General features: G+C 62.9%; 19 protein-coding genes. 9 read left to right on the forward strand and 10 right to left on the reverse strand.

The annotated features are described in order from the left end of the window. Nucleotides 1-41: 41 nt before the first annotated feature. From G6N73_RS03000 to G6N73_RS03010, 3 genes are all read right to left on the reverse strand, one after another. A complete protein-coding gene (locus G6N73_RS03000) occupies nt 42-689 on the reverse strand; it encodes an exopolysaccharide biosynthesis protein (RefSeq protein ID WP_165023169.1) in 648 nt (215 codons plus the stop codon). A gap of 208 nt (nt 690-897) precedes the next feature. Continuing rightward, on the reverse strand, nt 898-1,473 hold the full coding sequence (locus G6N73_RS03005; protein WP_165023172.1) for a DUF4893 domain-containing protein: 576 nt from the start codon (nt 1,471-1,473) through the stop codon (nt 898-900). Between the two features lie 55 nt (nt 1,474-1,528). Next, entirely contained in the window at nt 1,529-2,161 is a 633-nt protein-coding gene (locus G6N73_RS03010; RefSeq protein WP_165023175.1) for a DUF1638 domain-containing protein, read from the reverse strand. Nucleotides 2,162-2,225: 64 nt separating this feature from the next. Between G6N73_RS03010 and G6N73_RS03015 the strand changes: the two genes are divergently transcribed. After that, nucleotides 2,226-2,375 (forward strand): entericidin domain-containing protein, encoded by a 150-nt coding sequence (locus tag G6N73_RS03015; RefSeq protein ID WP_165023177.1) that lies wholly within the window; start codon nt 2,226-2,228, stop codon nt 2,373-2,375. A gap of 32 nt (nt 2,376-2,407) precedes the next feature. Here G6N73_RS03015 and G6N73_RS03020 read toward each other — a convergent pair whose 3' ends face one another. Further along, nucleotides 2,408-3,103, reverse strand: a complete 696-nt coding sequence (locus G6N73_RS03020) for a corrinoid protein (RefSeq protein ID WP_165023181.1) — start codon at nt 3,101-3,103, stop codon at nt 2,408-2,410. Between the two features lie 257 nt (nt 3,104-3,360). On the opposite strand from G6N73_RS03020, the gene G6N73_RS03025 reads away from it, so the two are divergent. The 5 genes from G6N73_RS03025 to G6N73_RS03045 all read left to right on the forward strand — a co-directional run bounded on the left by G6N73_RS03025 (nt 3,361) and on the right by G6N73_RS03045 (nt 9,756). Next, nucleotides 3,361-4,935, forward strand: a complete 1,575-nt coding sequence (locus G6N73_RS03025; protein ID WP_165023184.1) for a trimethylamine methyltransferase family protein — start codon at nt 3,361-3,363, stop codon at nt 4,933-4,935. Nucleotides 4,936-5,244: 309 nt separating this feature from the next. Next, nucleotides 5,245-5,934, forward strand: a complete 690-nt coding sequence (locus G6N73_RS03030; protein ID WP_165023188.1) for a hypothetical protein — start codon at nt 5,245-5,247, stop codon at nt 5,932-5,934. A gap of 570 nt (nt 5,935-6,504) precedes the next feature. Next, nucleotides 6,505-7,068, forward strand: coding sequence for an RNA polymerase sigma factor (locus G6N73_RS03035; protein WP_165023597.1), 564 nt, complete (start codon nt 6,505-6,507; stop codon nt 7,066-7,068). Nucleotides 7,069-7,070: 2 nt separating this feature from the next. Further along, the gene (locus G6N73_RS03040) at nt 7,071-9,059 is read left to right on the forward strand and encodes a vWA domain-containing protein (protein WP_165023191.1); all 1,989 of its coding nucleotides are present in this window, start codon (nt 7,071-7,073) and stop codon (nt 9,057-9,059) included. A gap of 250 nt (nt 9,060-9,309) precedes the next feature. Continuing rightward, nucleotides 9,310-9,756: a hypothetical protein gene (locus tag G6N73_RS03045; protein ID WP_165023194.1), complete on the forward strand. Its 447-nt coding sequence runs from the start codon at nt 9,310-9,312 to the stop codon at nt 9,754-9,756. Nucleotides 9,757-9,784: 28 nt separating this feature from the next. On the opposite strand, the gene bmt is transcribed toward G6N73_RS03045, so the two are convergent. Next, nucleotides 9,785-10,807, reverse strand: a complete 1,023-nt coding sequence (gene bmt, locus G6N73_RS03050; protein ID WP_165023197.1) for a betaine--homocysteine S-methyltransferase — start codon at nt 10,805-10,807, stop codon at nt 9,785-9,787. Nucleotides 10,808-10,888: 81 nt separating this feature from the next. Then, entirely contained in the window at nt 10,889-11,740 is an 852-nt protein-coding gene (locus G6N73_RS03055) for a helix-turn-helix domain-containing protein (protein ID WP_165023200.1), read from the reverse strand. A 223-nt stretch (nt 11,741-11,963) separates the two neighbouring features. On the opposite strand from G6N73_RS03055, the gene G6N73_RS03060 reads away from it, so the two are divergent. Both G6N73_RS03060 and G6N73_RS03065 read left to right on the forward strand, forming a co-directional pair. After that, on the forward strand, nt 11,964-12,977 hold the full coding sequence (locus G6N73_RS03060) for a fatty acid desaturase (RefSeq protein WP_165023202.1): 1,014 nt from the start codon (nt 11,964-11,966) through the stop codon (nt 12,975-12,977). Nucleotides 12,978-13,024: 47 nt separating this feature from the next. Beyond that, nucleotides 13,025-13,858, forward strand: coding sequence for a phosphate/phosphite/phosphonate ABC transporter substrate-binding protein (locus tag G6N73_RS03065; protein ID WP_165023205.1), 834 nt, complete (start codon nt 13,025-13,027; stop codon nt 13,856-13,858). On the opposite strand, the gene G6N73_RS03070 is transcribed toward G6N73_RS03065, so the two are convergent. Genes G6N73_RS03070 through G6N73_RS03085 form a run of 4 tightly spaced genes read right to left on the reverse strand, consistent with a single transcriptional unit; the run spans nt 13,825 to nt 19,800 of the window. Further along, nucleotides 13,825-15,180: a M24 family metallopeptidase gene (locus G6N73_RS03070; RefSeq protein WP_165023208.1), complete on the reverse strand. Its 1,356-nt coding sequence runs from the start codon at nt 15,178-15,180 to the stop codon at nt 13,825-13,827. The genes G6N73_RS03065 and G6N73_RS03070 overlap by 34 nt on opposite strands. 30 nt (nt 15,181-15,210) lie before the next feature. Then, nucleotides 15,211-17,787 (reverse strand): GcvT family protein, encoded by a 2,577-nt coding sequence (locus G6N73_RS03075; protein ID WP_165023210.1) that lies wholly within the window; start codon nt 17,785-17,787, stop codon nt 15,211-15,213. A 47-nt stretch (nt 17,788-17,834) separates the two neighbouring features. Next, nucleotides 17,835-18,218, reverse strand: a complete 384-nt coding sequence (locus G6N73_RS03080) for a RidA family protein (RefSeq protein ID WP_165023213.1) — start codon at nt 18,216-18,218, stop codon at nt 17,835-17,837. A 7-nt stretch (nt 18,219-18,225) separates the two neighbouring features. Continuing rightward, complete coding sequence (locus tag G6N73_RS03085; RefSeq protein ID WP_165023216.1) at nt 18,226-19,800, reverse strand: trimethylamine methyltransferase family protein; 1,575 nt, start codon at nt 19,798-19,800, stop codon at nt 18,226-18,228. A 178-nt stretch (nt 19,801-19,978) separates the two neighbouring features. On the opposite strand from G6N73_RS03085, the gene G6N73_RS03090 reads away from it, so the two are divergent. Then, nucleotides 19,979-20,743: a DUF72 domain-containing protein gene (locus G6N73_RS03090; protein ID WP_165023220.1), complete on the forward strand. Its 765-nt coding sequence runs from the start codon at nt 19,979-19,981 to the stop codon at nt 20,741-20,743. Nucleotides 20,744-20,965 lie beyond the last annotated feature (222 nt).

Consider the following 20,965-nt stretch of genomic DNA (forward strand, 5'->3'; position numbering starts at 1 on the left):
GGGGACGATCCGAACTATCGCACCGCAGCCTTACCGCGCGCTTAAATCATCCATCCCCAAACCGCCTGCGTCGCGGCGCCGGCCGCGCCGATGACAAAGACGATGACGGCGATAGACGCCATGGCGACGACGCTGCCGACCGCGAACAGAATGCCGTCGCGCTCCGAAAGCGCCAGGCCAAGAAGGGTGGTGGCAAAGGCCGGCAGCCAGTTGCCGAGCGGAATGGGCAAGGTCACGATAACCGCCAGCAGGAAGGCGATGGTGCCGATAATGCGGTCGCCGCGCTTGCGCCAGAACGGCCAGTAGCGCGGTGTGATGTATCTTTCGAGGCTGACGAGGCGCGGCACCACCCGCTCCATGATCGAGCGGAACTGCTCGGCCGGCAGCGATTTGTCGGCGACGAAGCGCGGCAGCCATGCGCGTTTGCTGCCATACATCATCTGCGCCGAGACGATCAGCAGCGGCAGGCCGAGAATGGCTGATGCGCCGGGTGGTAACGGCAGAAGGTTGAAGGCGGCGAACAACACGAGGAGAGCGGCGAAACTGCGGTCGCCGAGCGCGTCGCGGATCGAGCCCAGCGTCACCCGGCCGTTGGCGTCGCGCGAAAGCTGCGCGAAAAGCTGGGAAAGCCGGCGCGGCCTGCGCCGCACGGGGGCGCCGTCGATCTGGCCCGCCTCAAATCCCTTCATTTCTGCTCTCATACGCCCGTCTCGACCCGAAAAGCCGCAACCCCATGCGGTACCCGACCCCACTTTTGTCGCGCTGGGGTTAAACCTTGATGACAATTCCGTAAGCAAGGCCAATTTGAGGTCGGCATACCCGAAATGCACAGTCAGGCGCTTACTAATGCATGGCCTTCGAAAGTGGAATTCACTTTCGGAAAGGATCCGTGGGACTTTAGCGGCGGAATTCGAGGATATCGAGCTTGGATTCGTAGTACGGCGCCGGAAACTCGATCCGCCATGCCTGCGGCCCGGTGCGGAAGGCGTAGCCGACCTGGTCGCTTTCGGGGCCGCTTGCATAGGGCTTGGCCGTCGCTCCCGCGACATGGAACGAGCCGAGATAGATCAGCCGCTTCTCGCCATCATCGAAAAAGCGGCCTTTTGTCCGCTGCGAGCCGCTCACCTTCTCCAGCATCCAGCCGGAGCCGTCGTCCGAAACGCGGCATTTGAACCAGCCATAGACGACCAGCTTGGCGAGCCCGCCGGCCTTGATGGTGCGGCATTGCCAGTCGCCGACCATGTCGAAACCCGAAAAAGCAAGCGTCGTGCCGGCGAGAATATTGTCGAGTTCGGCCACATCGGCCGGCGTGCCGGCCTTTGCCTCCTCCAGCGCATCCTTGCGCGTCGCCTCGTATTTATCGAGCCGCCCCTTGTCGGCTGGCGTGATCAGCTTCTGCACCTCGCCGTCGGCCAAGGCCTGAGCGGCAGGCAGAGCGAGGAGGGCGGCGAGAAGCCAGGCGTGTATTTTCATGAAGATGCTCCGGAATTTGCCGCGACCTCTCTCAAGGATTCCGGCGCTTACGTGATCAGGCTTGTACAAGCGAGGCCTTCGCCAGCGACGGCGTCAGGTCGCCATAGCCGGTGAATCGCCGCTCATAGGTGAGCCCGAGCATTTCGGCGGCTTCTTCCGCGACCTTGTCCAGTTCGGGATTGTCGGTCTGCGCCAGATAAACCAGCTTCTCGTAATTGCCGAAATAATCCGCGGCGAGTTCGGGATGGCGGTCGAGGCCGAGCGGCTTGATGAAGAACGCCTCGAACTGCCGGCAGAGGAAATCGGTCATGTAGAAGGCGAGCATGTCGCGGTCGCCGGCGGCCTCGAAGGCGGCGTTGCCCTGGTAGAAGGCGAAGCAATGCGCGCCCTCCATGCGCTCGACGCCGTGCTTTTCGCAGACCGCATCGAGCATGCCGCCGGTGCCGCAATCGGCGTAGCCGACGAATATGCGGCTGTAGCCTTCCGCCTTCGCCTCGGTAATCGCCTTGTCCATGGCAGGCGGAATTTTGTCGGGATGATAGTGGAACTCGGCCGGCAGGCAGGTCAGTTCGAGGTGGTCGAGGGCGAGCTGCTCCTTCACGGCCAGCACCTCGCGCGCGATCATGCCGCAGGCGATGACCAGCAGCCTTTCGTCCTTGTTTTGTCTGCCTTTGCGCGTGGTCGTCATGGAACCACTTCGGTCCAAATCCGTTCCTGTTGGCTTTATCTAGTCAACGAGGGAGCCACCGTCCATGAAACTGCCGCGCTTTGCACCAATTGCGGCCATCCTGGCTTGCGCCTTGATAGTATCGGCATGCGCCAACACGATCCGCGGTGTCGGGAGGGATGTCTCCAACACCGCCACCGCTACGGAGCAGGCGGTCGAAGACATCGCCAACTGATTCAGCTGGCCCGTCCTGGACAGCATTTACTCTCAGGCAGCGCGCACGTTGTGCTTGCGCTTCATGAAGTCCTTGGCGGTCTCCACCGCCACGGCCGCGTCACGGCAGTAGGCGTCGGCGCCCACGGCCTTGCCGAATTCCTCGTTGAGCGGCGCGCCGCCGACCAGCACGACATAGTCGTCGCGAATGCCCTTTTCCTTCATCGTATCGATGACGACCTTCATGTAGGGCATGGTCGTGGTCAGAAGCGCCGACATGCCGATGATGTCCGGCTGGTGCTGCTCGATCGCGTCGAGATATTTTTCGACCGGGTTGTTGATGCCGAGGTCGATGACGTCGAAGCCCGCGCCCTCCATCATCATGCCGACCAGGTTCTTGCCAATGTCGTGGATGTCGCCCTTGACCGTGCCGATCACCATCTTGCCCTGCTTGGGCGCGCCGGTGGCGACCAGCAGCGGGCGCAGGATGAACATGCCGGCCTTCATCGCATTGGCCGAAAGCAGCACTTCGGGAACGAACAGGATGCCGTCGCGAAAGTCCTCGCCGACGATGCGCATGCCTTCGACGAGCGCTTCGGTCAGCACCTTGTATGGCGCCCAGCCGCGCTCCAGAAGGATGTTCGTGCCTTCCTCGATCTCTTCCTTCAGGCCGTCATAAAGGTCGTCGTGCATCTGCTGCACGAGCTCATCGTCGGAAAGTTCGGAAAGGATGATCTCGTCGTCGGACATGTCAGGCTCCTCGCGTCCGCCGGCAATCATTCCGGCGGCCCAGAAATTCGCACCAATACCTATCGTGCAAGCGCAGCAAATCCATAGCTGATTTGCGACTTCCTGCAAAACGAAAGCGACCGGGGTTTAGGACGTATTTCTTGTCGATTTTGCGACAGTGCTTGGCGCTGGCGGGCCGTTTCGCTAAAGGGTCATGGCTACGATCCGGGCAATGGCGCCATTAGGCGCGGATTGCTTGATTTCTAAGGATGATTTCGATGGAAGAGAACCGCTTGTCCGAGCAGGAAGCCTCCAATTCACGGCGAGGGCGCGCCGCGAGCGGCGGCGCCGCGGCCAGGCGGGCGGCCCGTTCGGGCGGCGGGCCCGGCACGCAGCTCACCTACATAAAGCGCAAGATCAACGTCTACGAAGTGCTTGACGAGGAAGGCCTGGCGCTCATCGAGGCCAATGCCGACACCGTTCTCGAGGAGATCGGCATCGAGTTCCGCGACGACGCCGAGGCGCTTGCGCTGTTCAAGCAAGCCGGCGCCGACGTCAGGGGCGAACGCGTGCATTTCCCGAAGGGCCTGTGCAGATCGTTGCTCAAGACCGCTCCGTCGAGCTACACCCAGCATGCTCGCAATCCTGCCCGTTCTGTCGAGATCGGCGGCAAAGGCACGGTTTTCGCGCCGGTCTACGGGCCGCCCTTCGTGCGCGATCTCGACGGCAATCGCCGCTACGCTACGATCGAGGATTTCCGCAATTTCGTGAAGCTCGCCTATATGGCGCCGTCCATCCACCATTCAGGCGGCACGGTGTGCGAGCCGGTCGACGTGCCGGTCAACAAGCGCCACCTCGACATGATCTATTCGCACATCAAATATTCCGACAAGCCGTTCATGGGCTCGGTCACCGCGCCCGAACGCGCGGAAGACACGGTGGCGATGGCCAAGATCCTGTTCGGCGAGCAGTTCGTCGGCGACAACACGGTGCTGACCAGCCTGATCAACGCCAATTCGCCGATGGTGTTCGACGAAACCATGCTGGGTGCGCTCAAGGTCTATGCCCGCAACAACCAGGCCTGCATCGTCACGCCATTCATCCTTGCCGGTGCGATGAGCCCGGTCACGGTCGCCGGCACGCTGACGCAGGTTCTTGCCGAAGTGCTCGCCGGCGCCTCGCTCACCCAGCTTATCCGCCCCGGCGCGCCGGTGCTGTTCGGCACTTTTGCTTCCTCGATCTCGATGCAGTCCGGCGCGCCGACATTTGGCACGCCGGAGCCCTCTCTGGTGTCCTATGGCGCGGCGCAGCTCGCCCGCCGTGTCGGCCTGCCGTTCCGCACCGGCGGATCGCTCTGTGCGTCGAAAGTCCCGGATGCGCAGGCGGCCTATGAAAGCGCCAATACGCTGAACTCGACCATTCTGGCCGGCACCAACTTTGTCCTCCATTCGGCCGGTTGGCTCGAAGGCGGCCTCGCCTCCTGCTACGAAAAGTTCATGATGGACGTCGACCAGCTCGGCATGACCCAAAAGTTCGCCGAAGGCGTCGATCTCTCCGAAAACGGCCAGGCGATGGATGCCATCCGCCAGGTCGGCCCGGGCAGCCACTATCTCGGCTGCGACCACACGCAGGCCAATTTCCAGACCGCCTTCTACCGCTCGGCGATCGCCGACAATAATTCCTATGAGCAGTGGCTGGCCGAGGGCCAGAAGACCGCGCCGCAGCGCGCCAACGAACTTGCCCGCCGCTGGCTCGAAACCTACGAAGCCCCGCCGCTCGACCAGGGCATCGACGACGGGCTGAAGGACTTCATCGCCAAGAAGAAGGAGTCGATGCCCGACGCCTTCACTTGAAAGGAGCCCGATGCAGGCGGGGCTAAAGTCGCCGAAATCATCCACAAGGAAGTCTGGAGATCGGCATTCCGCGATCCGGACGAGAAGGGGTGATGTCGTGCGCCTGAATGCGGTGGGGTTGGCGGGACAGCGCCCCCCTCTGTCCTGCCGGACATCTCCCCCACAAGGGGGGAGATCAACCGTCTTCTCCACTTTCGCCAATCGTCCATGCCTCAGACGATGCACCAACGTCCGAACTGCCAATCTCCCCCCTTGTGGGGGAGATGTCCGGCAGGACAGAGGGGGGCAACGTAGGGTGCCCCGGCCGCTATGACAGATGGTGGCGATCTATCTCAGCGGATTTCCGCCGCCCTCTCCATCCAAGGTTTCATTCTGCGCGGCGGTTTCAATTTCGGCGCCGACGAATCCGCCCCGCCCGGCTCCTCCGGCGCTCCCGCAAAATCCGTCCTCCTCGTCGGCCAAGCCGGCAGTGCGCCGTGGCCGTATTTTTCGCGCTGGCGCGAAACTCAGCCGGGAGTCCCGGAAAACCCGCTCGACACGTGGTCGCGCCAAATCATCGGCGAGGTGGCGCGAGAGTTCGGCGCGCGAGCGATCTCGCCATCCGACAAACCATATTTGCCGTTCCAGCAATGGGCGATACGCGCCGAGGGGCTGAAGCCTTCGCCGCTCGGCATCCTCATGCATCCGCAATACGGCCTCTGGCACGCCTATCGCGGCGCGCTGCTGTTCGGGACCGAGCTTGCCATCCCGCCGCCTGAGATTCCGATTCATCTTTGCGATCTATGTGTCGGAAAACCTTGCCTGAATGCCTGTCCGGTAGGCGCACATTCCGCGTCCGGCTTTGCCCATGAAGCCTGCCTGTCGCATGTCCGCGGCCCCGATGGAACGCCGTGCCGCGACGGTGGCTGCCTTGACCGCATCGCCTGCCCCTACGGAACGGAATACCGCTATCCCATCGATGTGCAGGCCTTCCACATGGCCGCGTTCGCCGGCCTTTGACGGCCGGCCTGCGTGGATAGAATCCACCCCCATTCCGGCCCGATCAAAGAAATCCGCCTTACGGATCAAAGGGATGAAAGATTCTTGAAGAATCTTTCGTCGACTTTTGTCCATCATCACCTGCTTTGCCCGCATAATCCCCGGCAGTTTCTCCTGCGGGAACGCCGGTCATGACGGTGATTTGCGGGGAGGAACCGGTGTTCCGGGGAAGCGGCTAACGTGGCCGCGGAAGCGGAAGGTCGTCCAGAGTTTCCACGACTGTCCGCTAAGACGGGCACGAGACGCCGTATATCGCTCGCGCTGGCACGGCAAACCACCGACGCATGTCGGCAGGTCCGCAGGCTGGGAAACGGGGGGCTGAAAAATCACCGGCGGGGCGCGGAGTTCGCGCCACGTATAAAAATTAGGAAGGCGTTGGCCTCGCGCCCCGCTTCCCGACCTTTTCCCCAATGACCAGACGCGAAAGCGGGCGTGGTAACGGAGAGGTATTTGGACCGGACGGAATGCCCTCAAAATAATTCGTCCCGCCACCCCAAGGAACGCCGCAATCGTTTCGTCCACCATGCGATGATGGCGATGATGCTGGAACAAAGCGAAGAAGCCTCCGACCAGGAACTGATCGGGCGGGCAGGGGACGGCGACAGGGCGGCTTTCGGCCGATTGGTCGAACGGCACTATGATTTCGTCTATCGCGTCGCCTACCGCTGGTGCGGCCGCAGGGCCGACGCCGAAGACATTGCGCAGGAAGTCTGCGCGCGTCTCGGCCGGACGATCCGCTCCTACCGCGGCGGGGCCGCGTTCACGACATGGCTCTACGCCCTGACGCTGAACGCCGCCCGCGACATGATGCGCAAAAGCGCCCGCGAGACTGTGAAGGTGCAGGCCTTCGGCGTCCATATGCTGATCGGCGGCGAAGCGATCCCGGAGCCCGACGGCCAGGCTGAGCGGCTCTGGGCGGCGGTGCGCGAACTGCCCGACAAGCAGCGCGACGCGGTGCTTCTGGTCTATGGCGAAGGGCTCAGCCACGCGGCGGCGGCCGATGCGATGGCCTGCGCGGAGGCAACGGTTTCCTGGCACATCCATGAAGCGAAGAAACGGCTGAAGCTGCTCACGCGCTCGGCCGGGGAAGTGTGACCATGGCGAACGACGAACTCGACATGCTGCGGACGATTTCCGCGCCGCCTCCGGGCAGTGACGCGAAATCGCGCGCGCTTCAAGCAGCGCTCCGCGCCTACGACCTCGAGAATTCTTCCGCCCCGGCCCAAGGATCGCGGCCGGGTCGTCGTCTCACCGACCGGATACAACAACTCTGGAGTGGGATGATGCAGAAGAAGCTCTATGCAGCACCGGCGCTGGCGACGCTGGTCGCGCTGCCGGTCGCCGGCTACGCCACATTCTATCTGATGGGTCGGCCGGATTCGCCCTTCATGTTCGGCACGGATCGGGAAGTGGCCGAGGCGCCGCAGCAGCGGCTTCAGGCGCCGCTGAAGAAGCGCGAGGCCGACGCCGCACGCCGCAATCTTGCGGCCGAGCCGCAACCAGCCCCGCAATCCGCGCCCGCTGCTGCGATGGCGCCTGCGGCCGAGAGCGTCGCCCCCGTCGGCGGCGCGGTCGGCTTTGCCGGCGGCTCCAGATCGATGGCCGACCAGATGGCGCAAGCGCCGTCCGACGCAATCATGCCGATGGAGGATTCCAATGACCGCGTCCAGGAATTCGAGACCAATCCGGTCCGCTCCGCGCTGGAAACCCCAGTCTCGACCTTCTCCGTCGACGTCGACACCGCGTCCTATTCCTTCGTCCGGCGTTCGCTGAAGGAAGGCGTCCTGCCGCAGCCGGACACGGTCCGCGTCGAGGAGATGATCAACTATTTCCCCTATGACTGGAAAAGCCCGGAAACCGCCGAAACGCCGTTCAACCCGACGGTCACGATCATGCCGACGCCGTGGAACGACCACACCAGGCTGATGCACGTCGCGATCAAGGGTTTTGACGTGAAGCCGGCCGAGCAGCCCAGGGCCAGTCTGGTCTTCCTGATTGACGTTTCCGGCTCGATGAACGAACAGGACAAGCTGCCGCTGCTGCGGTCGGCCTTCCGGCTTCTGGTCGGCACGCTTCGGCCCGACGACACAGTCTCCATCGTCACCTATGCGGGTGCTGCCGGAACGGTGCTGGAGCCGACCAGGGCGGCCGAACGCGACAAGATCCTTCAGGCGATCGATACGCTGACGCCCGGCGGCTCGACGGCAGGCGAGGCGGGCATCAGGGAAGCCTACCGGCTCGCCGAAAGTTCCTTTGTCGAGGGAGGCGTCAACCGCGTCATGCTGGCGACCGACGGCGACTTCAATGTTGGCCAGAGCGACGATGACGAACTGAAGCGGCTGATCGAGGAAAAGCGCGAAAGCGGCGTATTTCTTTCGGTATTCGGCTTCGGCCGCGGCAATCTGAACGACCAGATGATGCAGACCATCGCCCAGAACGGCAACGGCACGGCAGCCTATATCGACACGCTCGCCGAAGCGGAAAAAGTGCTCGTTCAGGATGCCTCCTCGACGCTGTTTCCGATCGCCAAGGACGTGAAAATCCAGGTCGAGTTCAATCCGGAAAAAGTCTCGGAATACAGGCTGATCGGCTACGAAACCCGCGCCTTGAAACGCGAGGATTTCAACAATGACCGCATCGACGCCGGAGAGATCGGCTCCGGCCATTCCGTGACTGCGATCTACGAAATCACGCCGAAGGGCAGCCCGGCGGTGATGATCGACGATCTGCGCTACGGCTCTGCCACGGCCAACCATTCGTCAGGCGCCCAAAACGCCGGGGAATATGCCTTCGTGAAGATCCGCTACAAGCTGCCGGACGGCGACGTGTCGAAGCTGATCACGACGCCGGTGACGGCAGCCAACGAGGCGCCGTCGCTTGCCGCCGCCAGCGACGACCAGCGTTTCTCGGTCGCGGTCGCGGCGTTCGGCCAAAAGCTGCGCAACGCCGACCAGACGGAAAAGCTTGGATACGACAGGATCATCGAAATCGCCGCCGCCGCACGTGGAGCCGATCCTTATGGCTACAGGTCGGAATTCCTCTCGCTGGTGCGCCTCGCCTCGGCGCTGGACAGCGGCAAGCGGTAGCGGTGATGACGGCCGGTTCCGTTCAGACGGCGTCCTTCTGATACGAGGAACCGGCCGATGGGCGGGCGAGGCAGGCCGGCGAGGACGTTTGTCCGCGCCGGCCTTTCATGCGGAGTCGCGATTTTGTCCACCCATATGGGCCTCGTGATATTCTCTGGCCTGGGCATACAGGAGAAATTACGGATGAACTGGCGAAAAAAGGGCCTTCCGAGTTTGAGTACCGGTCACGATCAAACGAAGAGGAAAATCCATGGCGAACCGCGTCCTTGACGAATGGGATATCGCGCGGACCGGGCTGCGCTCGATATCCGCTGCCGAGATCAAGACCTTCTGGAACGGCTACATAGCCCGCCGGAAGGACGCCCGGATCGAACATGGCAGCCTCTATTCGCGTTGGCGCCGGGTGGCCGACGATCTCGTCCTCTCGCTGTACCTGACCAATCGAAGCGTCGGCCTCTTCGTCCGGGGACAGCGCGGGGAACGCTTTGCGACCACGGCGAACCGCCTGTCCGCCTATGAACCCGATCTCGGCCTGGCTTTGGATGCCAGCCTGCGCGGCTATGAGGGCTGCTGCTACCTCAGCAACCTGCCGCACCCTGTCACCGATCCTGCAAGCTGGCCGCAGGCTTACGCATGGCTGGAAGAACGCGAACAGCACTACCACCGCGTGCTCAGCGAAGCGGTGCGCCGTGGCTAACGAGGAGGAACCCGAGTCCGGACCGGTATCAGGCCCGCGCCCGACGGCGCTCGCGGCGGGCGTCTGCGGTCTCGCCGGTGCCGCCGCTCTTGTCGGCGGTCTTGTTACGCAGCGGTCCGATGCGCTCGATGATCGTTTCGATAGTGGGGCGGGCCGACTTCCGGTGCGCGTCGAGCGCATGGCGCATCGCGGCCAGATGCTGGAACGAGGTGCCGCAGCAGCCGCCGACGATCTTTGCGCCGCCATCGACCGCCAGCCTGACATAGTCGGCCATCAGTTCCGGCGTGCCGGAATAATGGATTTCGGTGCCGCGAAATTCCGGGATGCCGCAATTGCCCTTGACGATAACCGTCGCCTCCGGCTTCGCGCCGGTCATATCCAGCAGCGAGGACAGGATGTCGGACGCGCCGACGCCGCAATTGGCGCCGACCGCGACCGGCTTTTCGGGAAGCCCTTCGGCGACGCCATGAATGTCCTTCGGCGCGAGCCCCATCATCGAGCGGCCGGCGGTGTCGAACGAAACCGTGTAGGTATAGGGCATGCCGGCGTCGATCGCCGCCTGCGCGGCCGCCTTGGCCTCGTCCGGCGCGGACATCGTCTCGATCCACGCGATTTCCGCGCCGCCTTCCTTCAGTCCCCTGATCTGCTCGGAAAAGGCGTCGACCGCCTCGTCATAGGTCATCGCGCCAAGCGGCTGGAGCAGTTCGCCGGTCGGGCCGACGGAGCCCGCGACGATGACCTTGCGCCCGGCCTTGTCAGCGACGGCGCGTGCGATTTCCGCCGCGCGCTTGTTCAGTTCGTGCACACGGTCTTGCGCGTTGTGCAGTTTCAGCCGGTGGCGCGTGCCGCCGAACGAATTGGTGAGGATGATGTCGGCGCCGGCATCGACGAAATTCTGGTGCAGCGCCGTGATCTTTTCGGGAGCGGTCTCGTTCCAGAGTTCCGGCGCTTCGCCGGCTTCCAAGCCCATGCCGAACAGATTGGTGCCCGTCGCGCCATCCGCGAGCAGGACGCCTTTTTCGGCCAGCAGCGCGTCGATCGGATTGGTCATGGTGAAATCGCCTTTGAGTACTTCCAGAAGGATAACGATATAAACAAGTCTTTATGTCTAGTCAATGGAGAGCGTGCTCGCCTATGCTGCTGAAAGCGCCGTTTTCGAGAGATTTCGGGCGAACGCCGCCGCCTCGTGCGCATTGATTTCGGCGGCGCGGATCAAGTCATCGAAATGCCTGGTCAGCGCCCGGACCGGCTGGGTGGCGTTCAGCACGATGTACATGTCGCCAGCATAGATCGCTGCGCGGTAGGGCCCGAAGATCGTGTAGGGCACGGAATAGCGCATGCGTCCGTCGTAGAGGAAAAGGCGGAAGGTGGGGTAAAGGTCATCGAGCAAGATCGCCATGTGCTCCAACTGTTCGCGCCTTGCCGCCTCGGGAAATCCGTCCCACACGCCGAGCCCTCGGGCGAAGATCTCCAGAGTGTGCCGCGGCATGCAGACCTCCATATCGGTCTCTGGCCGGCGGTTGTAATCGATACGGTATTGCGTTTCGTCGGCTTGAGCTTCCCGGTTTCTATTGGAAATATCCGATTCGTAGCCGATCAACGCCTCGGTGCGCAGGAGATCGGGGATGCCGGCCGGCACATAGCGGATCTTGGTGCCCGCGGCCTCGCCGTGCCACTTGGCCAGCAAGGTCCGGTCGAAGCCGCCATGGGCTTCCTCGATTTCGAGGCTGGCGCGGATTTCGCCGGTGAGCGCTTCGTCCTGGCTGAGACCCATCAGCCAGTCGAGCGAAACGCGGTGCTCGGCCGCGATCGTCAGCAGCGTCTCGGCGCGGGGAAGGCGGGTGGTAGCGCCGGAAAGCAGTTGCGACAGCGCCGAGCGGTCGATGCCGACCGATTCCGCGAAAGCGGACTGATTGATCCCCGCGCGCTGCAGAAGGATTTTGAGGCGGTCGCGAAACACTCCTGACAAATCGCGCTTATCCATTTTTACCTCCCGATCGGGTTAAATTTTCCTTGCGCAGAGGCAAGATCGCGCGCCATGCGAAATGAAAATCCACCATTTTGTTGACTACACATAACATCTGCTGTCAAAGATGCGCAATATCAACATTATGTGCGCATTGTCTCGTTGAAGTCAGCCGGGACTGCTGACAATTTCGTGTCAGGAGTGATTTGCACTCCGGCGACTGGGGGCGGTGGTCGAGAGCATGACAAGAACGACAGGCAAGCGGCGAAGCGGGGCGCCGGCCATTGAATGGCCTACGGTGGGGTTGATCGCTGCAACCTATGCTTCCTGGGCGGGGGCGGCGTTCGTCTTGTGGCCGGCCTATCCAGTCGTCTCCCTTTTGGTGCTTGGCGTGCTTCTGGCAATGCAGTCGTCCTTGATGCATGAAGCCGCGCACGGCCACCCGACCCGAAAACTCTGGATCAACGAAGCGCTGGTCGGCCTGCCGATCGGGCTGGTCTATCCGTTCCGGCGTTTCCGGGCGCTGCATCTGCGCCACCATGCGGACGAGAGCCTGACCGATCCGTTCGACGATCCCGAAAGCTACTATCGCGCCTTCTGGCAACACAAGGAACTGCCCGAGGCGCTGAAGATGCTGCTCGCCGTGAACAACACGATGGCCGGCCGGTTCGTGCTCGGACCGGTGCTCGGCACGGCAGGTTTCCTGCTCGCCGAAGCAAAGCTGATCGCGGACGGCGACCGGGCAGTGCGCAAGGCATGGCTGCTGCATGCCGCGGGTCTGGCGATCGTGCTTCCGATTATCGTTTTCGTCTTCGCCATCCCGCTCTGGCTCTACGTTCTGATCCCGGTCTGGCTCGGTCAGTCCCTGATTTCGGTGCGCACCTTCGCCGAACACCAATGGTCGGAGCGTCCGGACGGGCGCACGATCATCGTCGAAAAATCGCCGTTGGCATTCTTGTTTCTCAACAACAATTTGCATCTGGTTCATCACAAGAGCCCGACGGTCGCGTGGTATCGGCTGCCGAAGCTGTTTGCCGAACGCCGCGACGAATGGATTGCGATGAACAGGGGGTACGTGTTCCCGAATTATCTGGCGCTGATAAAGGAGTTCGCCTTCCGCGCCAAGGAGCCGGTGGTTCATCCGATGCTGCGCCGCGCGCCCGAAGCCGGTCGCGCCTTCAAGCCGCGCGTTCGCGGCCGCTCCGTGCATGGCCTTGGCACCGTTCCAGTGCCGGCCGAGCCACCGAAGGAATAAATGGGCAACCGCTTGCATCTCTGCAATTCAGCAGTCGATATGCGCGCATGAGCGAATTCATAGCCGCCTTGCCGATGTATGACTGGCCCGAAAGCCGGGCCGAAACCGATGCCGAATGGGCGCGGCTGCGCGATGCGTTTCGCGTCGCAGGCGTGGATGCACCTGAAAGGCTGGTTCGCCGCAATGCCGATCTGCCGGCCATGCCGGGTGGCATCCGGAGCCTGGACGGCGCAATCCTGACGCCGGACCCGGCAAGTCTGCCCCCCGACGAACTGGATTTTCGTACCGTCTGGCTGCACCCGCAATTGCTCTTTGCCCAGACCTGCTGGGGGCCGATGGAGCAGGGGCTGTCGCGCCATGTGCAGGTTATCGGGCAGCCGAGCTATGACGGGTTCGAAGGCGGGCAGGGCGAGTTGTATTCGAGCGCGATCCTGATGCGACGCGGCGAAGGACATAAGCACGCCTCGGCTCCGGCCGAAGGCTGCGCTAACATTCCGCTCGATCTCCTGCGCAGCCGGCGTTTGGCTTTCAACAGTCCGGATTCCATGTCGGGCATCATCGCCTTGAGCCGTGATCTGGAGGCCATGGGCGCGACCACCAACCTCTTTTCCGAACGGGTCGAGACGGGAGGCCATCGCGATTCGATCGTCGCTGTCACCGAGGGCCGGGCAGATGTCTGCGCAATTGATTGCCGAACCTGGGCTATGGCCTTGCGCTTCGAGCGTGCCGCAAAGGACGTTCGGGTCGTCGGCTGGACGAAAAAGCGCAAGGGCCTGCCCTACATCACCGCGGCACACGTGTCCGGCGATCTCCTGGCAAGACTTCGGGCCGCGTTGGCCAGCGTCGCTCAGCCGGCCATGAGCCTTGCATCGAGCGGATAGCGCGAAAGCTGCTCGGGGCCGGTTTCGGTGATGAGAACCTGCTCCTCGATCTTGACGCCCTCGCGCCCGCCAAGCCGGCCGATATAGCTTTCGACGCACAGCACCATGCCGGGCAGAAGAACGTCGTCGGGCGTGTCCTCCTTCCAGTCGACGCGGTGTGGGACACCTGGATACTCGTCCGCCAGGCCGACGCCATGATAGAGCGAGCCATAGCGGTTTGGCATGCAGTCCTCGGGCGGATGCCGCGCGGTGTCTGACAGTTCTTTCAGCGTCACGCCCGGCCTCAGCAGTTCGCGGTTGGCGGCGATCTGGTCGGCGGCGATGCGGTAGAGGTCGCGCTGCTCGTCGGACGGAGCGCCGTCGCCACAGAGCCAGGTGCGCGAGATGTCGGCGCAAAATCCGTAGGGACCGATGAGATCGGTGTCGAATGATACGAGATCGCCATCCTCGATAATGCGCGACGAGCACTCCTGGAACCATGGGTTGGTGCGCGGGCCGGACGACAGAAGCCGAGTTTCAATCCACTCGCCGCCGCGCACAATGTTGCCGCGATGCAGTTCCGCCCATAGTTCGTTTTCGGAGATTCCCGGCTTCAGCGCGGACTCCATTTCTGCCATTGCTGCCTCGCAGGCGGCGATCGAGCGGCGCATGCCCAGAAGCTCGTCCGGCGATTTGATCATGCGGGCGCGTTCCATGATCTGCTCGCCATTGTGGACGGATATGCCATGCCGCGCGAGTTCTGCCACCGGTTCGGCGTCGATGTGATCGACCGCAAGCCGCCGGTTGCCGCCGCCGTGCTCGGCCAAAAGGTCGACGATCCCCAATGCCCAGCGTTCAACGCGTCTGGGCACGAGCTCGCCACCGTAGAAATAGATCCAGGAGACGGAGGGCCGGACCTCGTCCACTACGCCCGCGTGATCGGAGAGATGCTCGCAATGGTGATAGTCGAAGAGGATGATCGGGCCATCCGTGGCGACGAAACAGTAGCGGGTGGCGTTGTGCGTCACCCAGACCTGCATGTTGGTCGCGTCCGTGACATAGCGGATATTGATCGGATCGTAGAGCAGGACGCCCGCATAGTCGCGCCGTCGTAACTCGGCGCGGATACGCTCCAAGCGGTATTTTCGCATGGCTGGCAGGTCAGGGGCTGGTATGCCCGCAGCCGCCCATTCGGTTTCGGCCAGGGCGCCATAGCCGAGAATATGCTGGTTCAGGGCGGCGGCCTTTTGCCGGGATTGCGTCTGCAACACATCGAGCGCTGCCGCATCGAACGGCATGATCTTGCGGTGGCGGCCGAAGGTGCTTTTGGGAGCATTTTCCATGTCGCTCGGACTTTGTGAGAGGTAATGCGCCTACGTCCGCATCTTTTCGCCGCCCGGATCGAAGGGCGGCGCAATATTGATGCGGGCGGGGCGGCGACGCCCGAGGATCTCGATCTCAAACAGGCCCTCATTCTCGTTTTCGGCGAGGGCTGACGGCACATAGCCCTGCGCCATGGACTTCTGGACATAGTGCGCGTAGCCACCGGACGTGACCCAGCCGACCACCCGCCATTCGCCATCGACGATGCCGCGAATGCCGGAAGAATCATTGCCGTTGGCGACCATCGAACCGCGTACTTCCTTGCCCGCGCCATCGAAACGCGGCGCGCCGAAGCCGTGCGGCTTTTCAATCGTGCCATAGTCGGTCGACACCTTCGCCCAGATCGGCTCGTCGCCCATCACATCGGCGTCGATAGCATCGACCACGAATGATACGCGGCGCAGCTTCGGGCCTTCCGCCTGCTCCCTGGCCGCCTGTTCGCGGCCGATGAAATCGTTCTTGTCCAGCTTGATGAAGCGATCCATCGAACCTTCGAAGACGCCGTAGATTGGCCGCAGCTCGCGGAACCATGTCGGAAAGTTCTTCTCGAGCCGCATCGACAAGAGCGCGCGCATGCCGAAATCGGCGATGCCGAATTCCTGGCCAGCCTGCTTGATCGCCGCATAGACCAGCCGCTGGTAGGCCGGCGCCATCCATATTTCGTAGCCGAGATCACCGGTATAGGTGACGCGGTTTACCATGCAGGGCGCGCCGCCGACCGCCATCTCGCGGAAGTCCATGAAGCGGAACGCCTTGTTCGAGACGTCGGCATCGACCAGCTTGGCCAAGAGGTCGCGCGAGCGCGGGCCGGCGATCGACAGGCCGACCAGCGTCTGGTCGAAGCGATGCAGCCGGACCGAGCCGTCCTTCGGCAGGTGCCGTTCGAACCAGCGCATGTGGTATTTCTGCGCGGCGGAAGAACCAAAAATCATGAAGCGCTCTTCGGCCGCCTTCGCGATGGTGAAGTCGCCGATCAGCTTGCCGAACTCATTCAGCATCGGCGTCAGCACGATGCGCCCCACTTTCGGCATGCGGTTGGTCATGAGCCGGTTGAGGAAATCCTCGGCGCCCGGTCCCGAGACCTCGTATTTCGCAAAGTTGGCGATCTCGGTGACGCCGACCCGCTCGCGCGTCGCGCGCACTTCATTGCCGATGTGCTCGAAATCGTTGGAGCGATGGAACGAGACGATGTCCTTCGGCTCCGTGCCCTTCGGCGCGAACCAGAGGGGCGTTTCGAGACCCCAGGAATCACCCATGATCGCGTTGTTGGCCGCCATCGTATCGTAGAGCGGCGTCGTCTGCGCCGGCCTGGCGGCCGGCAATTCCTCGTTGGGAAAGCGGATCGAAAAACGACGCGAATAGTTTTCGCGGACTTTTGCGTTGGTGTAGCGAAGCGTCGCCCATTCGCCAAAGCGGGCGACGTCCATGCCCCAGACGTCAAAGCCGGGATCGCCATGCACCATCCAGTTGGACAGCGCCAGGCCGACGCCGCCGCCTTGCGAAAAGCCTGCCATGACCGCGCAGGCAGTCCAGTAATTGGTCAGGCCCTGCACGGGGCCGACCAGCGGATTGCCGTCCGGCGCGAAGGTGAAGGGGCCGTTGATGATCTGCTTGATGCCGGCCTTCTCGATGCCCGGAAAATGGCGGAAGCCGACTTCCAGCGACGGCGCGATGCGGTCCAAATCCGGCGGCAGCAATTCGTGGCCGAAGCTCCACGGCGTCTCCACCGGCGACCACGGCTTGGCGGCCTTCTCATAGGTGCCGAGCAGGATTCCGTTGCGCTCCTGGCGGGTGTAGATCTCGCCCTTGAAATCGATGACGCCGATCATCTCGCGGCCGGTGGAGCGGTTGAATTCCTCGACCTCGGGCATCGGCTCGGTCAGGAGGTACATGTGCTCCATGGCGAGCACCGGCAGTTCAAGACCGGCCATACGGCCGATCTCGCGCGCCCACAGGCCGCCGCAATTGACGACATGCTCGGCCTTCACGGTGCCCTGCTCGGTCACAACGTTCCAGGTGCCGTCAACCTCCTGTGTAAGCTCCACGACACGGTTGCGCAGCACGATTTCCGCGCCGAGCTTCTTCGCCGCCTTGGCATAGGCGTGAGTGGTGCCCGACGGGTCGAGATGGCCTTCGACCGGATCCCACATGGCGCCGACGAAATTCGTCTCGTCCATCAGCGGGAACATCGCCTTGGCCTCGGACGGCGTGATCAGTTCGGTCTCCATGCCGAGATAGCGGCCCTTGGCGTGGGTCAGGCGCAGGAAGTCCATGCGCTCGGGCGTGTCGGCCATCATCACGCCGCCGGTTAAATGCAGGCCGCAGGACTGGCCGGAAATCTCTTCCAGCTCCTTGTAGAGCTGCACCGTGTAGGCCTGGAGCTTGGCGACGTTGGGATCGCCGTTCAGCGTGTGGAAGCCGCCCGCGGCATGCCAGGACGAACCGGATGTCAGTTCGGAGCGCTCGATCAGCATGACGTCCTTCCAGCCGGCCCTGGCCAGATGGAAGAGAACCGAAGCGCCGACGACGCCGCCGCCGATGACAACCGCTTTTGCGTGGGATTTCATGAAATTGCGTCCGTTTGTGCGTAAATCGATTAAGGAAATTGGGCGCGTCAGGCGGCGGCGATAGCTTCGATCTCCAGCAGCCATTTTTCGTCGAAGATGCCGGTGATGATCGTTGTCAGCCCGATCTGCCTGCCTTGAAGCACCTCCTGCCTGACTTTGCGGTAATCGGCGATGTACTGTCTGTCGGAGAGGAAGATCGTGACCTTGACCAGATTGTCGAGCGTCATGCCGGCGGCATGCAACTGCGCGATGACGTTTTGCCAGACGAGGCGCGCCTGGTCCTCGAAGCGTTCGGGCACGCTGCCGTTCACCGTCTCGGGAATCTGTCCGCTGATATAGAGCGTGCGCGTCGCGCCGGTCACTTCCATCGCCTGCACATAGCCGCCAAGGGGTTGCGGTGCATCGGGAGCGTTGATGGGCTTCATCTTCATTCAAACCTCAAAAATCAGTCGGGGCGCCGCCTTCGAGCCGGCGCTTTTCGACAAATGCGTCCAGTTCCTCGGCGATTGCCGGGTCCATGTAGGGTTTTTCGTAAGTCGCCAGCCGCTCTTTCCAGACGCGGTTGGCTTTTTCGAAGGCCGTCGGGCTGCCGGCTTCCGCCCAGGTCTCGAAATTGCGCCAGTCGGAAACGATCGGCGAATAGAACGCGGTCTTGTAGCGATCCTGCGTATGCTGGGTGCCGAAGAAATGCCCGCCCGGGCCGACGTCGCGGATCGCCTCGAAGCCGAGCGCGTCATCGGAGAGATCGAGCGGCGTGAGGAACTCGGCGATCATCTGCAGCATGTCGATGTCAAGAATGGTCTTCTCGTAGGAGCAGCGCAGCCCGCCTTCGAGCCAGCCTGCGGCGTGCATCATCAGATTGCCGCCGCCCTGGATCGCGCCCCACAGCGAGAACACGCTCTCATAGGCCGCCTGCGCGTCGACAGTGTTGGCGGCGCAGGTGTTCGAGGTGCGGTAGGGGATGTTGTAGCGGCGGGCGAGCTGGCCACCGATCAATTGTGCCTTCATGTATTCCGGCGTGCCGAAGGCAGGTGCGCCCGATTTCATGTCGACATTGGAGGTGAAGCCGCCATAGGCGACCGGAGCGCCCTTCCGCACCATCTGCGAAAACGCGATGCCCGCGAGCGCCTCGGCATTCTGCTGCACCAGCGCGCCGGCGATCGTCACGGGCGCCATGGCGCCGGAGAGCGTAAACGGCGTGACAACCACGACCTGGCCCGCCGAGGACATCTGGATGATGCCTTCCATCATCGGCACGTCGAGCTTCAGCGGCGAATTGGTGTTGATGACGGTGAAGACCGAGGGCTCGTCGAGCATCTGTTCGCGGGAGATGCCCCGGGCGATGCGGGCGATCTCGATGCCATCGACATTGCGCTCCTTGCCCAGCGAATAGATGTGGAACGCCTTGTCGGTCAGCGTCGCGAGGTCACGGACGCATTCGAGATGGCGCACCGAAGGGTGGATGTCGATCGGCTCCACCGGATAGCCGCCCATGCAGTGGATGATGTTGTGCATCTGCGCCAGCCGCAGGAAATTCCGATAGTCGGCCTGATTTCCCGGCCGCCTGCCGCTGTCGATGTCCGAGCAATTCGGCGCGGAAGCCATCATTGCAATGGTCACGTTGTTGCCGCCGAAGCGCACATTGTGCGCCGGGTTGCGCGCATGGACGGTAAATTCCGAAGGGGCGTGTGCGATCAGTTCGAGGATCATGTCGCTGTCGAAATGAACCCGCTCAACACCCTCACGTACAACTGCGCCATGCTCTTTCATGATCTTGCGCGCCCCGTCATGCAGCACGTCGACACCGATATCCCTCAGCACACGCAGCGATGCGACGTGGATGGATTCCAGTTCATCGTCGGAAACCAGCCTTGTCGGCGCGAACGGGATTTTCAGTTGCCGGAAAGGCGCCTGCTCGAAGGCGGCCGACCCGCTGGCGCGCTTGCCGGCGCGTCCGCCGTGGCGGGCGCGGCCGACGGGCGCCTGTTCGGCAGAGTGAAGGGCAGCGGTCATGGACTTCCTCGTGGCAATGCGGAATTTGGCCGGCATAATGGACCGACGGTCCAGTCATCATTGCGGAGGCGGCGACCACTAGCGCGAGGGAAGCGACATGCCGGAAGGGAAGCGAAATTGACCGCATGTTCTTAGGGCCGCGCCTGCCACCAATCGTCGGCCGCCGCGTTCACCGTCGATGGACAAGGCCAGGAAGAAGGGGAGGGATAGCCGTGCCGGCGAGTTGCGCGTCGGGACGTCGGGCTGGCACTATGCGGACTGGTGGGGGCCGTTCTATCCGGAAGAGGTCGCGAAGAAAGATGCGCTCAGCTACTATGCCTCCCGCTTCGGCGCCACCGAACTGAACGCGCCGTTCTACCGGACGCCGACGCCGAAGGCGGTGCAGGGCTGGTTCGACGCGACGCCGGACGATTTCCGCTTCACCTGGAAAGCTTCGCGCTTCCTCACCCATTTCAAGAAGCTTCTCGTCGAAGACGAATCGCTGAAGCTGCTCTACGATCGCGTCGACCTGCTTCGGCACAAGGCCGGACCCGTTCTCTTCCAGCTTCCGCCGCAGATGCGCGCCGACCGGGAACGCCTGGCGGCATTCCTGAAGAGGCTGAAGCGCTCGCGCCGCTACTGCTTCGAGTTCCGCCATGCGAGCTGGTACGACGCTTCGATCTTCGATCTCCTACGGGACCATAACGTCTCGCTCTGTCTGTCTGATCACGCGTCTGCTCCCGCGCCCCCGGAGGTGACGGCGGACTGGGTCTATGTCCGCAATCACGGATCGAGCGGCCACTATCATGGCACCTATTCCGGCGCCGCGCTCAAGGGCTGGGCGAAGCACATGCGGAAGTGGCTTCGAGAAGGCCGCGACGTGTGGTGCTTCTTCGACAATGACGTGAAGAGCGCGGCGCCTGCCGACGCGGAAAAGCTGCTTGCGCTTCTGGGCAAGGGCTGAGCTTGCCTTCGCCACAGCCGCTTGAACGGTTCGCACTCCTTCCGCTACAGTCTTGTTATGAGCCCTGCACGTTTTATCCAGGTGCGTCCGCAATTCGCTTCGGTTCCGTCGCGGCGCACGCTGCATGCCGAGTTGCTGCGGCTTTGCGCGCGCATCGGCTATTCGCCGCCCGCCTCCTGCTGAATTCGCACCCGGCTGTTGCCGGATCGATTCAACTGGAAG

The organism is Allomesorhizobium camelthorni (genome assembly GCF_011045125.1).
Lineage (GTDB): Bacteria > Pseudomonadota > Alphaproteobacteria > Rhizobiales > Rhizobiaceae > Allomesorhizobium > Allomesorhizobium camelthorni.

Bases quoted from the DNA above. Each gene is read 5' to 3' on its own strand.
- G6N73_RS03070 (WP_165023208.1), bottom strand. From the start codon at position 15,180: ATGGAAAATGCTCCCAAAAGCACCTTCGGCCGCCACCGCAAGATCATG.
- G6N73_RS03075 (WP_165023210.1), bottom strand. From the start codon at position 17,787: ATGAAATCCCACGCAAAAGCGGTTGTCATCGGCGGCGGCGTCGTCGGC.
- bmt (WP_165023197.1), bottom strand. From the start codon at position 10,807: ATGACCAATCCGATCGACGCGCTGCTGGCCGAAAAAGGCGTCCTGCTC.
- G6N73_RS03015 (WP_165023177.1), top strand. From the start codon at position 2,226: ATGAAACTGCCGCGCTTTGCACCAATTGCGGCCATCCTGGCTTGCGCC.
- G6N73_RS03030 (WP_165023188.1), top strand. From the start codon at position 5,245: ATGACAGATGGTGGCGATCTATCTCAGCGGATTTCCGCCGCCCTCTCC.
- G6N73_RS03000 (WP_165023169.1), bottom strand. From the start codon at position 689: ATGAAGGGATTTGAGGCGGGCCAGATCGACGGCGCCCCCGTGCGGCGC.
- G6N73_RS03055 (WP_165023200.1), bottom strand. From the start codon at position 11,740: ATGGATAAGCGCGATTTGTCAGGAGTGTTTCGCGACCGCCTCAAAATC.
- G6N73_RS03010 (WP_165023175.1), bottom strand. From the start codon at position 2,161: ATGACGACCACGCGCAAAGGCAGACAAAACAAGGACGAAAGGCTGCTG.
- G6N73_RS03035 (WP_165023597.1), top strand. From the start codon at position 6,505: ATGGCGATGATGCTGGAACAAAGCGAAGAAGCCTCCGACCAGGAACTG.
- G6N73_RS03020 (WP_165023181.1), bottom strand. From the start codon at position 3,103: ATGTCCGACGACGAGATCATCCTTTCCGAACTTTCCGACGATGAGCTC.
- G6N73_RS03005 (WP_165023172.1), bottom strand. From the start codon at position 1,473: ATGAAAATACACGCCTGGCTTCTCGCCGCCCTCCTCGCTCTGCCTGCC.
- G6N73_RS03040 (WP_165023191.1), top strand. From the start codon at position 7,071: ATGGCGAACGACGAACTCGACATGCTGCGGACGATTTCCGCGCCGCCT.
- G6N73_RS03090 (WP_165023220.1), top strand. From the start codon at position 19,979: ATGGACAAGGCCAGGAAGAAGGGGAGGGATAGCCGTGCCGGCGAGTTG.
- G6N73_RS03065 (WP_165023205.1), top strand. From the start codon at position 13,025: ATGAGCGAATTCATAGCCGCCTTGCCGATGTATGACTGGCCCGAAAGC.
- G6N73_RS03060 (WP_165023202.1), top strand. From the start codon at position 11,964: ATGACAAGAACGACAGGCAAGCGGCGAAGCGGGGCGCCGGCCATTGAA.
- G6N73_RS03025 (WP_165023184.1), top strand. From the start codon at position 3,361: ATGGAAGAGAACCGCTTGTCCGAGCAGGAAGCCTCCAATTCACGGCGA.
- G6N73_RS03085 (WP_165023216.1), bottom strand. From the start codon at position 19,800: ATGACCGCTGCCCTTCACTCTGCCGAACAGGCGCCCGTCGGCCGCGCC.
- G6N73_RS03045 (WP_165023194.1), top strand. From the start codon at position 9,310: ATGGCGAACCGCGTCCTTGACGAATGGGATATCGCGCGGACCGGGCTG.
- G6N73_RS03080 (WP_165023213.1), bottom strand. From the start codon at position 18,218: ATGAAGATGAAGCCCATCAACGCTCCCGATGCACCGCAACCCCTTGGC.